Genomic DNA, 14,720 nt, shown 5'->3' with positions numbered 1-14,720 from the left:
CGGACCGACTAGCAGGAAAGATCGACTTCACGGGTGCGCCGTGAGCATCATCTCGACACCTCGGCGCACCGCTCGGTGAGCCTGTTCGAGGGGAGAGGGCCCGGGCTGCGGACCGCATAGCCCGTGCGTCACACGGGGTACGGCTCAGTCTCGGCGCTCGTCGGCGGCTCGGCGGGCAACCCGAAGACGTCGAACAGGCGAAGGTCGAAGAAGGTGACCACGTGGTCGATCCCCGTGGCGGCGATGGTCAACGCCTGCAGCGCGAACGGACGATGGCGGCCGACCGCCGGATCCCACCGATAGAGCGCCACCGAGGGAGAACCGTTAGCCCTGGTGAGAAGGAGCCGGAACTCCCCAGGACCACCGGGGCACCGCAATGACAGGTGCCGAGCGACATCCTCGGGGCCGCGATACCAGGCCGCGAACGGCGGCATCTCCCACACCACTTCGGCGGTCAGGAGATCGACTATCGCCGGGACGTCCTTGGCCTCGAAGGCGGCGATGTAGCGATCGAGGACCGCCCGCTGGTCCTCGTCGGAGAGCACCAGCTCGGCCTCCGCATGCAGATCGAGCGCGGCGAGTCGGGCACGAGCCCGCTGGAGGCTGCTGTTGACGGCGGCCACCGTGCATTCCAACAGGTCGGCGGCTTCGGCGGCGCGCCAGCACAACACGTCGCGCAGCAGGAGGACGGCCCGCTGTCGGGGCGGCAGGAACTGCAGCGCGGCGACGAAGGCCAATCGGATGTCGGCGCGCGCCCCGACGATCGCCGCCGGGTCGGCGTACTCGACGGACGCGGCGTCCGGGATCGGCTCCAGCCACGGCACCTCAGGTGAGCTGATGAGCGTCTCGGCCGGGTCGGCAGGCCGATTGTCGAGCCCGACGGGCAGTGGTCGTCGGTTCCGTTGCTCCAGTGCCGTCAGACACACGCGGGTGGCGATCCGATACAGCCAGGTCCGCAGGCTGGACCGCCCCTCGAAGCCATCCTGTGCGCGCCAGGCCCGCAGGTAGGTCTCCTGGACGATGTCCTCGGCGTCGTGCACTGAGCCGAGCATCCGATAGCAGTGCGCCAACAGTTCCCGGCGATACGGCTCGATTCGGCTCAGCAGATCCGGTTCGGGGTGATCGCACGCGGGGTCCTCGAGCTGGATGGTCATCGCGTCGCCCTCTGCTGGGTGGTCGCCTGCTCAGGCGGCGGCAGGAAGTCGCCAGGTCGACCAGGTATATCGGATCGGTCCGACAATCTCCCGTTCCCGGACACGGCGAAAACCCTGCGACACCGAACAGCACGGACTGTTAGCGTGGTGATATGCGTCTCTAGGAATCAGTGCCCGGTCGTGCCGCTCGACGCGATCGGCCGGTCCCTCCTCGGATAACGCCGCGTGCCGTCGGTGTGTCATCGATGCGCAGTCTCGGGCCCGATCCCATCGACCGCACCGTCGAACACACCGGTGCCCATGTCGTCTTCTCACGCACCCGCACCGCTATCGCGACCGATCCCGGCGCCGATCGATGCCGAGATCCGCCGCCTACCCTGCCATCAAGCGAACAAGGATGGTCTATGTCCACCACTGCTGTCGGCCCCAACGCCGGTCTGCCGACCTACGTCCTCGTGCATGGCGCATCGAGCAACGCGGCGGGCTGGGGTCCGCTGCAACGCGAGCTGGCGTTGCTCGGTCATCGCAGCCTCGCGCTGGATCTGCCCGGTCATGGCACCGGTAGCCCCGCCTCCTACTACCAGAATCCGCACGACGCGGCGAGTATCGCCGTCGAACGGTCACCGATGGCCGAGGTCACCTACGAGGAGACGGTCGAACACGTCATCGCCAATGTTCGCCGAGTCGCCGAGCACGGACCGGTGATCCTTGTGGGCTCCAGCATGGGCGGCGCCACGATCGGCGGGGTCGGCAACGCCGTTCCCGAGTTGATCCATCGCATCGTCTATGTGTCGGCGTGGTGCCCTTCAAGCGTCCCGAGCCTGGCCGAGTGCAGTGCACTGCCGGAACATGCGTCGAACCTGCTCGACACGGCGCCGATCCCGGCCGTGGGCGATCCGGAGAGGATCGGGACCATGCGCATCAACTGGCGCACCGATGACGCCGTGGTCTTCGCGGCGTTGAAAGCCGCCATGGCGGCCGATGCGACCGATGAGCAGTTCCGCGCCATGCTCGACACGCTGGACCCGGACGAGACGATGAGCATCGCGCTGGCCGAATCCCAGGTGCGGGCCGAGACCTGGGGGCGGATCCCGCGCAGCTACGTCCGATTGTCCGAGGACATGTCGATTCCCGTGGCCATGCAGGATCGGATGATCGCCGACGCCGACGCGCTCACTCCCGACAACCCGTTCGACGTCCACACCATGAAGACCAGCCACGTGGGATTCTTCCACCGTGCCCCGGAGTTGGCCGGAATCCTGGCCGCCATGGCCTGAGCTCGGCCGCGCGGTCGAACAGGGCGATAGGTCTCAGGCCGCACGGCCGGGGCGAGTCCGCCGGGCCAGTCGGTTTCGAAGGTTCACCACCGTCGAGGTCACGCTGCGTCCGCCGCTCGTCTCGGTCGTGCGCAACCTCGTGTGCTGCACGGCGCTCACCCACCATCGACCGTCCTGTTTGATCAATACCCAGGTGCCTCGGGACACCGCCCTGGGCCGCGCCCGGTGCCGCCAGGGCAATACCAGCGCCGAGAGTTCATGCGCCACCGCGACATCGGCGGCGAGAAACCGAATGGATTCCACGTCGCTGAGCCATTCGGTGCCTCGGAAGCTCCCGGAGAACAGTCGGGAATGCCATCGCTCATTCGCCAGTCTGCCCCGGCGAAGAATTCCGTCCGGCCCAACCAGATCGCTATCGCGCGCGAAGAGCGCGGCGTAGGCGACGGCGTTGCCCGCTGCCCATGCCGTTGTGGCTGCCGCCAACAGCTCGCGGATCTCCGCGAGGTCCTCCTCGTTATCACCGTCGATGGCCCAGGGCCGCCGCAAGGTCGACATGTCCGTCATGTTCCCAGTTCAACAGGTTGACCGGGCGGACCGCCTCCGGCATCCCCCGGAGATCGACCCTGTCCTTACCCGCCTACGAGTGCCCAAGAGAAGCCGCCACACCCTCCGACCGAAGTGGATCGGCACTCTCGGATTACTCGATTAGCGGATACCGCAACGAATACCGTCACAACGGGCGATTAGTGACCACTCCTTCGCATGGCGAGCTCATCGGACGATTCTGCTTGTTGCCAGTCGGTGAGGAAAGTGGTTCCACCATGTGGTCGTGGGACTCGTCGATCTAGGCGGCCATCCGATTCGACAGTAGTTTCACCGGCACCCCACATCTTGAATGGCGAAGAGGGAAGCCCATGAGCGGTGTAGCCGATGCAGGCCCGCCCCACGATGAGAAACGCCGGTTCACGATCAACGAGGACTGGGCCGCGACCGGCCTCGGTCTACTTCTTCTGGTGCTGACGCTGCTCGGTGTCATCCCGGTCGGGTTGGTGCCGTGATGAGCGACCCGGGGATCGAACGCCCACCACACCACTCCCCCAGCGCCTCGACGCCTACGGAGCCGAAGCCGGAGACGACCGAGTCCGACTCGGCTGTCCCGATCGAGACGACCACCGATCCGGCCGAGCGGACCGACGAGTCCACTCCGGATCCGACACCCACGATCGCCTGGACTGCGGCAGGCTTGATCGTCGTCGTGCTGCTGGCGATCCTCGTCCGGATCCTCGAACAGCAGGTACCGGCGGCCGTCGAGGGCACTGCGGCCGAGGAGTTCCTCGGTGCCGTCGAGTACCCCGTTTACGCGATCCTCCTTGGCCTGCTGGCGAATCTGGTGCTCTCCAGAGCAGGGATCCGCGATCGACTCAGCGGTGCCTTCCGCACCGAGTTCTTCATCAAGACCGGCCTGGTTCTCCTCGGGGCATCGATCAATCTCGCGGTGGTCGTCAGCGCGGCCGGCCCCGCTATCGCGCAGGCCGTCCTGCTGATCACCGTGGTCTTCGGATTCACCTGGTGGTTGGGCGGGAGGCTTCGGCTGGACGACCGACTTCGCGCGTTGCTCGCCTCCGCGGTGTCCATCTGCGGTGTGAGCGCGGCGATCGCGGCGGCCGGAGCCGTGCAGGCCAAGCGCGAGCAGCTGGCGTACACGGCGAGCCTGGTCATCTTCTTCGCGCTGCCCTCGATCTTCCTTCTGCCGATCCTCGCCGAGGCGTTCGGCTTGAGCCCCGCCGTGGCGGGCGCGTGGATCGGCGGCAACATCGACACGACGGCGGCCGTCACCGCAGCGGGCACCCTCACAGGCGAGGAGGCTTTACAGATCGCCAGCATCGTCAAGGTCACCCAGAATGCGCTGATGGGAGTGGTCGCGGTCGCGCTGACCGCCTACTTCACCCTCAAGGTGGAGCGGAATCCCGATGCACCGCGTCCCGGTCTGTCGGCACTGTGGGAACGCTTCCCGAAGTTCGTGCTCGGCTTCATCCTCGCCTCGGTCATCGCCACCTGGTACCAGTCGGTGGCCGATCCGGCGACGTCGGGCGACGTGATCGGCGTCGTCAACGACCTGCGAGCGTGGTTTTTGATCCTGGCCTTCATCAGCATCGGCCTGGAGTTCCGAGGCAGTGCGCTACGCGAGGCGGGCTGGCGGCCGATCGGCGTCTTCGCAGCAGCGACCGGGGTGAACCTGCTGGCAGGCCTCGGGCTGGCGACCCTGTTGTTCAGTTCGTTGACGGTCTGAGCATCGCGGCAGCAGGCCAACGAGAAATCGTCGGGTAGATCGGGAGTCACCCCGGTCTACCCGACGATCTGGCGATGTCAGGACCGCAGTTCCGCGCCTACCCGGCTGGTGGCCTCGGCCACCGCCGCGTCACGAGCCGCAGTCGCCTCCTCCACGGTCAAGGTCCGATCCGGAGCCCGGAACCGCAGCGAGAAGGCCAACGACCGCTTGCCCTCGCCCACCTGCTCGCCGGTGAAGACGTCGAACAGCCGAACATCCTCGATCAGCTCGCCCGCACCTGCCCGAACCGCATCGGTCACCGCTGCCGCAGGCACCGTCGAGTCGACGACCAGCGCCAGATCCAGCAGCACCGGCGGGTACGCGGAGATCTTCGGCGACGGCCTGCGGTCGGTCAGCGGGATCGCATCGAGGTCGAGCTCCATCGCACACGTCCGCTTCGGCAATCCGAGAGCCTCGACGACCTTCGGGTGCAGCTCACCGGCATGACCGACGACCGTGCCATCGACCGAGAACCGGGCGCAACGGCCCGGATGCCAGGGTGCGAGGTCGCCGGGTGCCACCTGCAGCTCGACACCGGCGGTCTCCGCGACGAGCAAGGCGACCGACACGGCGTCGGACCAATCGGCGATGCGACCCGCTCCCCACCAACCGGACAGCTCACGCTTGCCCGCCAACACCGAGGCGACGTGCAGCGGTTGCGGGGGCAGCGCCGCGAACAACGCCGCGATCTGCTCATCGGACGGCCGCTGCGTCACACCCACCTGCGGCATCGGAGCCTGCTCCTCGGTGGGCTGCACGACCTGGCCGATGTGGAAGAGCGCGAGGTCGCGGTGTCCGCGAGCCACGTTGCGCACCACCGCGTCCAACAGACCCGGCAGCAGCGTGGTGACCATCTCGCCTCGGTCGGCCTCCAACGGGTTGGCCAACCGCATGGTCCGCCTGCGCGCGTCATCGGCGGGCAGGTTCAACGCGTCCCAATCGGCCTTGCCCGCGAAGGGGAACGGCAGGATCTCGGTGTACCCGGCCGAGGCCATCGCGCGAGAGACGGCACGGCGTCGACGCTGGCCATCGCTGAGGCCACGACCCACCGGTACGGAGGGCAGGATCGAGGGAATCGTGTGATAGCCCTCCAACCGCAGCACCTCCTCGACCAGGTCCGCGGCCTGAACGAGATCCGATCGCCAGGTGGGCGGGGTCGCCTTGACGACGGCGGTTCCGTCATCGGTGGTTCCGACCTCGACCCGGCAGCCGATCTGCTGCAGCCTGCGCGCCGTGACGCCGCGCGCATACCGCACGCCCGCGACCTCGTCCGGCAATGCCAACGGCATGGTCACCGCTGCGGGCACCTGCGGGTCGCCCACATCGGTCCGGCCCCGGTGCAGGCCGCCTTCCGCCCAATGCAACAGCGTCTTGACCACTCGTTCTGCGGCCACGGCGGGCAGCGCCGGGTCGACGACCCGCTCGAAACGCTTCGCGGCCTCGCTGGGCAGCTTGTGCCTGCGCACCATCCGAGCCACGTTGGCCGCGTCGAACGAGGCCGCCTCGATCAGGATGTCGGTGCTCGTGGGCCCGATCTCGGTCTTAGCGCCGCCCATGACCCCGGCAAGGCCTATCGGTCCGGTGTCATCGCAGATCACGATGTCGTCCGGGTCCAAGGTCCTGGTCTGACCGTCGAGGGTCTCCAACTTCTCGCCCTCGACCGCCTTGCGCACCACGACCGTGCCCCGCACCTTCGAGGCGTCGTAGGCGTGGAGCGGCTGGCCGACCTCCAGCATCACGTAGTTCGTCAGGTCGACGGTGAGCGAGATCGACCGGATGCCCGACAGCATGAGGCGACGACGGATCACCCAGGGCGTCGGCGTCGTGGGGTCGAGGCCGGTGATCCGGCGGAAGACGAATCGGGAGCAGGCGGTCTCGTCCTCGATCCGCACCGGCCAGGCATCGCCGTCGGACTCGGGGAGGTCGAGCACGGCGGGGTCGGCGAAGGACAGGTCCAATGCGCAGGCCATCTCCCTGGCCAGGCCGCGCAGCGAGAAGCAGTAACCCCGGTCCGGGGTGATCGCCAACTCGATGACCGAATCGGTGAGTCCCAGCTTCTCCACGGCGTCGGTGCCGGGAACGGCCGTGCCCGAGGGCAGCACCAGGATTCCGGAGTGGTCGTCGCCGAGGTTCAGTTCCTTGGCCGAGCAGATCATTCCATCGCTGATGCGACCGTAGGTCTTGCGCGAGCTGATGACGAAATCGCCCGGCAGCACCGCTCCGGGCAGCGCGACGACGACGAGGTCGCCTTCGACGAAGTTGCTGGCGCCGCAGACGATCCCTCGGATGTCGGGTTCGCCGCCCGATTCCCGAACGGCGGGATTGGGGTCGCCCTCGAACGGCCGATCGGCGTCGTTGTCCGCGCCGCCCGCAGTCGCGTCGCCGGCGGGTTGCCCGAGGCTTCCGACCTCGACCCGGCAGAACCGGATGGGCTTCTTGAACTCGGTCAACTGCTCGATCTCGACGACCCGCCCAATGACCAGCGGGCCGGTGACCGGACCAAGCGTGTCGACGGATTCGACCTCCAGGCCGATCCGCACGAACGCCTCAGCCAACTGCTCCGGTGTGATGTCCGCTGGCGGTTCCACCAGATGCTGGACCAACCAGGAAACCGGGATACGCACTTGCTCAGGCCTCTCTTGTCGACCGGGTCGTCCGGATTGATCGATGGCGTCGGATCACGGTTGCACACCGAAGGGAAGGGTGAACCGGACGTCGCCCTCGACCATGTCACGCATGTCCGGGATGCCGTTGCGGAACTGCAGAGTGCGTTCCAGGCCCATTCCGAACGCGAACCCCGAGTACACCTCGGGGTCGACGCCGCAGGCACGAAGGACGTTGGGGTTGACCATGCCGCAGCCGCCCCATTCGACCCAGCCCGCGCCGCCCTTGCGCTCCTCGAACCACACGTCGACCTCGGCGGAGGGCTCGGTGAAGGGGAAGAACGACGGCCGCAGCCGGGTTCGCGTTCCGGGGCCGAACATCGCGGCCGCGAAAGCATCCAGGGTGCCCTTGAGGTGGGCCATGGTCAGGCCCTTGTCGACCGCGATGCCCTCGGTCTGGTGGAAGACCGGGGTGTGGGTGGCGTCCAACTCGTCGCTGCGGAAGGTACGACCCGGACCGACCGCATAAACCGGGAGATCACGGGCCAGCAGCGTCCTGATCTGCATCGGGGAGGTCTGCGTCCGCAGCACCAGACCGGACTCTGCGGGTGCGACGTGGAAGGTGTCCTGCATCGAGCGGGCCGGGTGGTCCTTGCCGAGGTTCAACGCATCGAAGTTGAACCACTCGGCTTCCAGCTCCGGGCCCTCGGCGATCTCGTAGCCCATGGCCACGAAGACATCGGCGACCCGCTCGGCCAGCACAGTCAGGGGATGACGGGCGCCCGCGGTGTGTCGATCGACCGGCAGCGTGACGTCGACGGTCTCCTCTCGAAGGACCCGCTCGTCACGTTCGGCGTACAGCACCGCCTTGCGCTCTTCGAAGGCCCCCTCGATCGCCTGTCGCGCCTCGTTGACCCGCTTGCCCGCCTCGGATCGCGCGGCGGGCGGCAATGCGCCGATCTCGCGACGCGCCAACAACAACGGCGATCGATCACCGAGGTGGGCGGGCTTCGCGACACCGAGTTCGTCCAGGTCGACGGCCTTGGCGAAGGCCTCGCGGGCCGCTTCGACCGCGAGTTGCAGGGTCTCCGGCGCGAGCGCGGCGACCTCCTTCGGGTCGTAGCTGTCATTGACTCCGGACATGAGCTCGGGCACTCCCAGGGTCGTCACAGGATGAATCGCACCTGCAACGTCGATGCCGCAGGCAGCTGCCCATTTTAGCCGACGAGCCAGACCCGACCGCACCCTGATTACCTCAGCCGTCGAAGCAGTCGTGGACTCGATGAGACGTCGCCCGGATCTGCGGTTCCGACGACAGGCGGCAACCGGCGACCGCTGCGGTTCGGCCAGCTCCGATGGTGTTCCGAAGTCGGGGCTGATTGAGCGAAGGCTCGGTGTCGGGTTAGGGAACCGGTTTCACCCGGTTACCGGGGCGTTCCAGAGGAATCGTGGCCGACCACGAGGCAGGCCCGACACGCGAGGAGACTGGCCGGCGTTCTCACTCGGTCACAGCAGGTAGGGGCTGACCCAGCATCGTGCAGATGGCGCCGTCGACCACCGCTCGGTTGGCTGCCTGCCGCTCGGGATCGAGCAAACCGAACTGAGTCGTGGTGACAACGGTGACCGATCGGGTGCCCGCCTCATCGACGTAGTTCACGCTGGAATAGCCGGTGATACCGCCGGTGTGACCCCAGACCGCCCCGCACGGGCTCTGGTACTGCTCGAGCCCCAGGCCATATCGGGTGCCCGCAGGTTCGTCGGGATTCACCGCGACCGTCTCCTTCATCTCGGCCAGTTGCGTGTCTGGCAACACCTCGCCCGACAGCAGTGCGCGTAGGAATTCCTGCCAGTCCTGCGGAGTGGATACGACCGCACCCGCAGCCCATGCCCAAGACGGGTCGGTCGACGTGACCAGGACGTGATCACCACGGGCATCGCCTACGAAGGCGGCGTCCTCGGGTGTGCCGGACGGCGGCAGGGGTGCGAGGTGCTCGGCGTCCGGTTCGTATCCATCGGCCAACCGCTCGCCGTCGCGGGACTCCCTGTCGGTGGCCAAGTAGGTGTCAGCCAGCCTCAGCGGATGGAGAATTCGTTGCTGTAACAACGTTTCCAGGTTCTCGCCGCCTGCCTTCTCCAACACCATGCCCAGGGCGATGTAATTGGTGTTGCTGTAGGAGTAGGTGGTCCCCGGGGCCGACGATGCGGGAAGGCCCGCCGGTGTTTCGAGCAGTCGGGCAGGCAGCGGCGGCGTTCCGTGACCTGCGATCAGTGCCGTACGTCGGGCTCGTAGATGTAGTCGTCGAGGCCGCTCGTGTGGTTCAGCAACATGTGCAGAGTGATCTCGGAACCGTTGGGCACCGCGCCGGGCAGCCATCTCTCGATCGGATCGGTCAGAGCGAGCTGTTGTTCGGCGGCCAACTGCTGCACGAGCACGCCGATCATGGTCTTGGCGTTCGATCCCATCCGGAATTGATCTCTGGCCGCAAGGCCGTGATCGTCGGTGGTCCAGTCGGCCTGCCGCGCGATCTCGATCGGTTCTCCGGAGCCGTCGTCGATGCGAACCACACCCCCAGGCACGCCCGCGGTGATGGCGTCGTCCAACAACGCGGTCAACTGTGTAACCGGGAGGTCGTGTGCAGAATTCGGCGGTGTCTCGGTGTCAGCGGGCCCGGTGCAGGCGGCCACCGTGGCCAGCACTGTCAGGCTGGCGACGACCGTCAGCGTCACCCGTCGACGGGTTTGTGGTGCTCCGGCCACCCGAACGCTCAACGGCCTTCTCCTCAGACCGAATTCTCTCCGAATGATTCGCTGGCAGGGCGGACTATTCCAGGTAGCCGGCCTGGGCAGGTGCTGCACAGGCAGGGGAGGTCTCCCGTCAGCGGGCCTGCTGCGCGCGGGCGCTGGCGTACAGGCAGACGGCGGCGGCGGTGGCCAGGTTCAGGCTCTCCGCTCGGCCGTACAGGGGCACCGCGAGGCCGGTGTCGGCTTGCGCGCGCACCTGTTCGGAAAGGCCGTGGGCCTCGCTGCCGAACAACCACGCGGTGGGTTGGGCAAGGTCGCCCGCGCGATCGGCGGCGTCCAGGTTCTGGTCGGCGTAGCCGTCGGCGGCGACCAGGCGGAGTCCGGCGGCGCGACAGGCGGCGAGCACGGCATCGACGTCGCGCTCCCGGGTCACCGGCAGGTGGAAGAGGCTTCCGGTGGTGGCGCGGACGCACTTGCCGTTGTGCGGATCGACCGTCGAGCCCGCGAAGATCACCGCGTCTGCGCCCGCAGCGTCGGCCACCCGCAACACGGTGCCCGCGTTGCCCGGATCGGCGATCTCCGACAGGACCGCGACCAAGGTCGGACGACCGGTCAATGCGGCGGACAGCGGGATGTCGACGAGACCACAGACCGCGACCAAGCCTTGCGGAGTCACTGTCTCGGACAATCCGGCGGCGGCCTTCTCGGTGATCAGGCTGGTCGTGACTCCCGCAGCGGCGGCGCGTTGCCACAGCTCGGCATGCCGTTCGGCGGCGATCGGCGTCGCGAACAACTCGAAGACCGGACCCGCGCCGCGTTCCGACCAGTCCAGGGCCTCTCGAACCGCTTGGGCTCCCTCGGCCAGGAATCGGTCCGCGCGGTCGCGGCCGCTTCGAGTCGTCAGTCGGCGCGCAGCAGCGACCCGGGGCGTTCGCTCCGTGAACAAGTCCGGAACGACCCCGGGTCGCGTGGTGCGTTGGTCGGCACTCAGGCCGCGTTCTCCTGGTCCTCGTCGATCGGCAGTGCTGCCTTGGCAGCCTCCGCGAGCACCGCGAAAGTCTCGGGGTCGTTCACCGCGAGCTCGGCGAGGATCTTGCGGTCGACCTCGATCTCGGCCAGCCGCAGACCCTGGATCAGCCTGCTGTAGCTGATTCCGTTGAGGCGGGCCGCAGCGTTGATCCGGGTGATCCACAGCTTGCGGAAGTCACCCTTGCGGGCACGGCGGTCCCGGTAGGCGTAGGTGAGCGAGTGGAGCATCTGCTCCTTGGCCTTGCGGTACAGCCTGGAGCGCTGGCCCCGGTAGCCGCTGGCCTGCTCGAGCACCGCACGGCGCTTCTTGTGGGCGTTCACAGCTCGCTTGACGCGTGCCACGGTTCCGTCCTGTCAATCTCTAGGGGCGAGATGCTCGTGCCCCGGCGGGTAGTGATGGGTCGGTACTGCAACGGCGAGTCGGACCGTCGAGGTCTAGACGATCGACGTCGCAGCCGAGGACCTTCTAGCGACCGAGCATCCGCTTGATGCGGGGCGCGTCGTTGGCGGAGACCTCGATGGTGCCCTCCAGCCGACGAGCGAGCTTGCTCTCCTTGCGCTCCAGGTAGTGCCGGTGACCGCACCGCTCACGGCGGATCTTGCCGGTGCCGGTGACCCGGAACCGCTTGGAGGCGCCGCTGTGCGTCTTCTGCTTCGGCATGTCCTGTCCTTGTCTCGTCTGGTCGCCGTTGTTCGACGACCTTCACTTCTGGCACTGCGTGGGCGGGCCGCACGGGGACGGCCCCGCCCACGAACGCAGTGACTCGACTACTCGCCACCCTCGGCGACGGCCTCGTCGACGTCCTCGCCGGACTTGCCCTTCGGCGGCTGCTTCTTGTGCGGGGCAAGCACCATGATCATGTTTCGACCGTCCTGCTTCGGTGTCGCCTCCACGAATCCCAGCTCGGCCACGTCATCGGCCAAACGCTGGAGCAGGCGATAGCCCAGCTCCGGTCGGGACTGCTCACGACCACGGAACATGATGGTCACCTTGACCTTGTTGCCGTGCTCGAGGAAGCGGACCACGTGGCCCCGCTTCGTCGCGTAGTCGTGCGAGTCGATCTTAGGCCGAAGCTTCTGCTCCTTGATGACCGTGAGCTGCTGGTTACGGCGAGACTCGCGAGCCTTCTGCGCGCTCTCGTACTTGAACTTGCCGTAATCCATCAGCTTGCAGACCGGCGGCCGAGCCTGCGGGGCGACCTCGACGAGGTCTAGATCCGCTTCCTGGGCGAGTCGGAGCGCGTCCTCGATGCGGACGATCCCCACCTGCTCACCGTTGGGTCCGACAAGACGGACCTCCGGTACGCGGATACGGTCGTTGATGCGCGTCTCGGCGCTGATGGGGCCTCCTAGGTTCGTGACGTTCAGACTTGCGCCACGGCAGGAGGAGCACCCGTACTTCGGATGACGAAGGCCCCGCCGCCGATGAAGGCGAACGAGGCCCGTATCCGACCGATCAGCACGGCGCTGACGCCGTGCCCTACCTCGAAGGATCGGCATTGCTGCGTCGATCCTTCGGCAGACCGACATCGACCTGGTCGACGCCGGGACCGGACCCGGCCGCCTGAGGCGGCGACTCGGGTGGGAGCGGGGCTCCACTTGCCGCCCCCGCTGACGCGAAGGCTGGTCGCTCATGCAAGGGTACCAGCCGTGAACGAGCCGCTGCGAACGGATGGGCAGGACGAGACGGTGGATGCGGAGACGACGGCGGACGTGCGAGAACTCGCCGAGATCCCCAGCGTCGAGGTGATCAGCCGTGCTGCGGTGATGTTGATGTCGGCTGCGGCGGAACGCCTCGGTCTGGCCGAGGAGGACCCGGACTCCAGTCCGCATCGGGACCTCGACGAGGCACGCCGCCTGATCACCGCGTTGGCCGGTCTGGTCACGTCGTCCGTCGAATACCTCGGCGCGCACGCCGGACCGCTGCGTGACGGCCTGCAGACCCTGCAACGCGCGTTCCGTGAGGCTTCGTCGCACCCCGACGCACCCGGACAGGGCCCCGGCGAGAAGTACACCGGGCCGGTGCACTGAGTCGCGGTGCACTGAGTTCCGGTGCACTGAGTCGCGGACTCACAAGACCGAACACATCCCCCGTGTTCTCGTAGCCGGCATCCAATGGTGATCAAAACCGTCGGTTGATGCCATTACCCTCCGTCGCGTGACTGTGACGCCACCGAACCGAGTGGTCAACCCAACGTGGGCCGGGCTGAGTGTCACCGTGTTCCACTGCCTCGCGGCGGCCGGGGTGTTGACGGCTGCCGCTGCGATGTTCCCGCTGTCCACGCTCCTGCCGCCGAGTTTCGGTCTGCCCCAGTTGCAGATGGGCCTGGAGGTCGAGAGCCTGGTCGTGCTGGGGATCGCCACGGCGGGCCTGGCGGTGGGTGCGTTACCCCGACCGCCGCACCAATTGGTCCCGATCGGTGCGGCGTTGACCTTGGCGATACCGTGGACCGTCGAACCCCGCATCCCGTTTCCCTTCGTCGGCTCCACGTGGGCCGAGCGGTCGGCCGTGGCCAGTTCGATGCTGGTGATCTTCGGCGCGATGCTCGTGTTCGCCGCGACCCTGCACGCGGCCGCACGGTCGGTCTCACTGCGGCATTGGCGATCGGGGGCCGCGCTGCTCGTCGTGGTGATCGGTGCGCCGACAGCGGGATCGATCATGGCAGGCACCCTCGATCCGGCGCCGAGCGTCTGGGCGGGGCTCGCGGGGTTCGGGGTGTTGTGCGCGGCCGGGGCCTATCGAGCGGCGAGCGGAAGCTGGCTCGGCTCTGGCGATCGGCGAGCTGACCGGACGGCCGAGCCGGCTCTGGAAGCCGGCCGGCTCGCCGACGAGGACGGGCCACAGTCCGAGGCCGATCAGGGCCACCCTGCGGTGACCGCCGACGGCCCACCATCGGCTGCGCTGCGGAATCGGCTGGCGCAGGGGGCTTTCCTGATTCCCTTGCTTGCTGTCGTGGTGGGCTGGCTCATCTCGCCGGTCGGCATCACCAGCTGGGCCTTCGCGACGATCGTCCTGATCGGGGCCACCGGGGTGGCGATCTGTTGGAGCGCGGTGGCGTCCTCGCTCACGGGCTTCCTGACGGCGGCGCTCACGCTGGCAGCGGGGTCGATCCTGTTGTTTCGCGACGCGGCGGTCAGCACTGCCGGGATCCCCGCCGAATGGCCCTTGGTGCTGTTCGGCCTCGGCGCCCTGGTGGCGGGCGCCATGGCGACGGCCAAGGCCGAGACCCGGCGCCGGGTCGATCCACGAGCCTGGTTGGGGATGCTGCTCTGCCTGGGTGTCGCGGTCGCAAGCCTGATCTCGCTCGCCGATCTCGCGACGCGGCCGGAACCGGTCGAGATCGAGACCATGCGGGGCATCGAGATGAGCGAGATGTACGGCAGTTCCGCCGAGGAGATCTTCGGCCCGGGCTCCGGACTGCCGCGCGAACCCCGGCACTTCGATCCTCGGATCGAACTGCCGGAACCGAGTCCCATCCTGGCCGTGGTGTTGATCGTGGCAGCCAGCGGCACCCTGCTGGTCTTGGCCCTGCTGCGCAGTCGGGCCCGACCGCGAAGCCACGCCGAGCCCGAGGCGGGATGACAC

15 protein-coding genes are annotated in these 14,720 nt (G+C 67.8%); 5 read left to right on the top strand and 10 right to left on the bottom strand.

The features are described 5' to 3' along the window. Positions 1–128: 128 nt before the first annotated feature. Positions 129–1,154 (bottom strand): sigma-70 family RNA polymerase sigma factor, encoded by a 1,026-nt coding sequence (locus BKA25_RS09065; protein WP_084643212.1) that lies wholly within the window; start codon positions 1,152–1,154, stop codon positions 129–131. A 404-nt stretch (positions 1,155–1,558) separates the two neighbouring features. On the opposite strand from BKA25_RS09065, the gene BKA25_RS09060 reads away from it, so the two are divergent. Then, complete coding sequence (locus tag BKA25_RS09060) at positions 1,559–2,431, top strand: alpha/beta fold hydrolase (RefSeq protein WP_069853858.1); 873 nt, start codon at positions 1,559–1,561, stop codon at positions 2,429–2,431. Positions 2,432–2,464: 33 nt separating this feature from the next. Here the strand turns inward: BKA25_RS09060 and BKA25_RS09055 are convergent, their stop codons facing one another. Then, the gene (locus BKA25_RS09055; RefSeq protein ID WP_172803830.1) at positions 2,465–2,986 is read right to left on the bottom strand and encodes an SgcJ/EcaC family oxidoreductase; all 522 of its coding nucleotides are present in this window, start codon (positions 2,984–2,986) and stop codon (positions 2,465–2,467) included. Between the two features lie 359 nt (positions 2,987–3,345). Here BKA25_RS09055 and BKA25_RS09050 point away from each other — a divergent pair, with 359 nt between their 5' ends. Then, positions 3,346–3,489 (top strand): hypothetical protein, encoded by a 144-nt coding sequence (locus BKA25_RS09050; RefSeq protein WP_172803831.1) that lies wholly within the window; start codon positions 3,346–3,348, stop codon positions 3,487–3,489. Next, positions 3,489–4,721: a YeiH family protein gene (locus tag BKA25_RS09045; RefSeq protein ID WP_084643213.1), complete on the top strand. Its 1,233-nt coding sequence runs from the start codon at positions 3,489–3,491 to the stop codon at positions 4,719–4,721. The genes BKA25_RS09050 and BKA25_RS09045 overlap by 1 nt, the downstream gene beginning before the upstream one ends. A 77-nt stretch (positions 4,722–4,798) precedes the next feature. Here the strand turns inward: BKA25_RS09045 and pheT are convergent, their stop codons facing one another. From pheT to infC, 8 genes are all read right to left on the bottom strand, one after another. Continuing rightward, a complete protein-coding gene (pheT, locus tag BKA25_RS09040; RefSeq protein ID WP_069850636.1) occupies positions 4,799–7,384 on the bottom strand; it encodes a phenylalanine--tRNA ligase subunit beta in 2,586 nt (861 codons plus the stop codon). 54 nt (positions 7,385–7,438) lie between these two features. Beyond that, positions 7,439–8,506: a phenylalanine--tRNA ligase subunit alpha gene (gene pheS, locus BKA25_RS09035; RefSeq protein WP_069853860.1), complete on the bottom strand. Its 1,068-nt coding sequence runs from the start codon at positions 8,504–8,506 to the stop codon at positions 7,439–7,441. Positions 8,507–8,861: 355 nt separating this feature from the next. After that, positions 8,862–9,737 carry a serine hydrolase domain-containing protein gene (locus BKA25_RS09030; protein WP_084643214.1) on the bottom strand — a complete coding sequence of 292 codons (876 nt, stop codon included), beginning with the start codon at positions 9,735–9,737 and terminating at the stop codon, positions 8,862–8,864. After that, positions 9,629–10,132: a serine hydrolase gene (locus BKA25_RS09025; RefSeq protein ID WP_157421160.1), complete on the bottom strand. Its 504-nt coding sequence runs from the start codon at positions 10,130–10,132 to the stop codon at positions 9,629–9,631. The genes BKA25_RS09030 and BKA25_RS09025 overlap by 109 nt, the downstream gene beginning before the upstream one ends. A gap of 106 nt (positions 10,133–10,238) precedes the next feature. Then, on the bottom strand, positions 10,239–11,051 hold the full coding sequence (locus BKA25_RS09020) for a TrmH family RNA methyltransferase (RefSeq protein WP_069850637.1): 813 nt from the start codon (positions 11,049–11,051) through the stop codon (positions 10,239–10,241). 41 nt (positions 11,052–11,092) lie between these two features. Further along, positions 11,093–11,476 (bottom strand): 50S ribosomal protein L20, encoded by a 384-nt coding sequence (gene rplT, locus BKA25_RS09015; protein ID WP_069850639.1) that lies wholly within the window; start codon positions 11,474–11,476, stop codon positions 11,093–11,095. A gap of 124 nt (positions 11,477–11,600) precedes the next feature. Beyond that, positions 11,601–11,795 carry a 50S ribosomal protein L35 gene (gene rpmI / locus BKA25_RS09010; protein WP_069850641.1) on the bottom strand — a complete coding sequence of 65 codons (195 nt, stop codon included), beginning with the start codon at positions 11,793–11,795 and terminating at the stop codon, positions 11,601–11,603. A gap of 107 nt (positions 11,796–11,902) precedes the next feature. After that, positions 11,903–12,502 carry a translation initiation factor IF-3 gene (infC, locus tag BKA25_RS09005; protein ID WP_236750992.1) on the bottom strand — a complete coding sequence of 200 codons (600 nt, stop codon included), beginning with the start codon at positions 12,500–12,502 and terminating at the stop codon, positions 11,903–11,905. 282 nt (positions 12,503–12,784) lie between these two features. On the opposite strand from infC, the gene BKA25_RS09000 reads away from it, so the two are divergent. Both BKA25_RS09000 and BKA25_RS08995 read left to right on the top strand, forming a co-directional pair. Next, on the top strand, positions 12,785–13,165 hold the full coding sequence (locus tag BKA25_RS09000; RefSeq protein WP_375791848.1) for a DUF1844 domain-containing protein: 381 nt from the start codon (positions 12,785–12,787) through the stop codon (positions 13,163–13,165). 127 nt (positions 13,166–13,292) lie between these two features. Further along, on the top strand, positions 13,293–14,717 hold the full coding sequence (locus tag BKA25_RS08995) for a hypothetical protein (RefSeq protein ID WP_157421161.1): 1,425 nt from the start codon (positions 13,293–13,295) through the stop codon (positions 14,715–14,717). The last annotated feature ends 3 nt before the right edge of the window (positions 14,718–14,720 follow it).

This window comes from Actinoalloteichus hymeniacidonis, from assembly GCF_014203365.1.
In the GTDB taxonomy this organism is placed as follows: Bacteria; Actinomycetota; Actinomycetes; order Mycobacteriales; family Pseudonocardiaceae; genus Actinoalloteichus_A; species Actinoalloteichus_A hymeniacidonis.
Note: the sequence above shows the minus strand (reverse complement) of the source record. Positions and strands in the feature narration are given on the sequence as shown.

Excerpts from the sequence above, each read along its gene's own strand:
- BKA25_RS09065 (WP_084643212.1), bottom strand. The coding sequence starts at position 1,154 with ATGACCATCCAGCTCGAGGACCCCGCGTGCGATCACCCCGAACCGGAT.
- BKA25_RS09060 (WP_069853858.1), top strand. The coding sequence starts at position 1,559 with ATGTCCACCACTGCTGTCGGCCCCAACGCCGGTCTGCCGACCTACGTC.
- BKA25_RS09055 (WP_172803830.1), bottom strand. The coding sequence starts at position 2,986 with ATGTCGACCTTGCGGCGGCCCTGGGCCATCGACGGTGATAACGAGGAG.
- BKA25_RS09050 (WP_172803831.1), top strand. The coding sequence starts at position 3,346 with ATGAGCGGTGTAGCCGATGCAGGCCCGCCCCACGATGAGAAACGCCGG.
- BKA25_RS09045 (WP_084643213.1), top strand. The coding sequence starts at position 3,489 with ATGAGCGACCCGGGGATCGAACGCCCACCACACCACTCCCCCAGCGCC.
- pheS (WP_069853860.1), bottom strand. The coding sequence starts at position 8,506 with ATGTCCGGAGTCAATGACAGCTACGACCCGAAGGAGGTCGCCGCGCTC.
- BKA25_RS09030 (WP_084643214.1), bottom strand. The coding sequence starts at position 9,737 with ATGGCTGCCCGGCGCGGTGCCCAACGGTTCCGAGATCACTCTGCACAT.
- rpmI (WP_069850641.1), bottom strand. The coding sequence starts at position 11,795 with ATGCCGAAGCAGAAGACGCACAGCGGCGCCTCCAAGCGGTTCCGGGTC.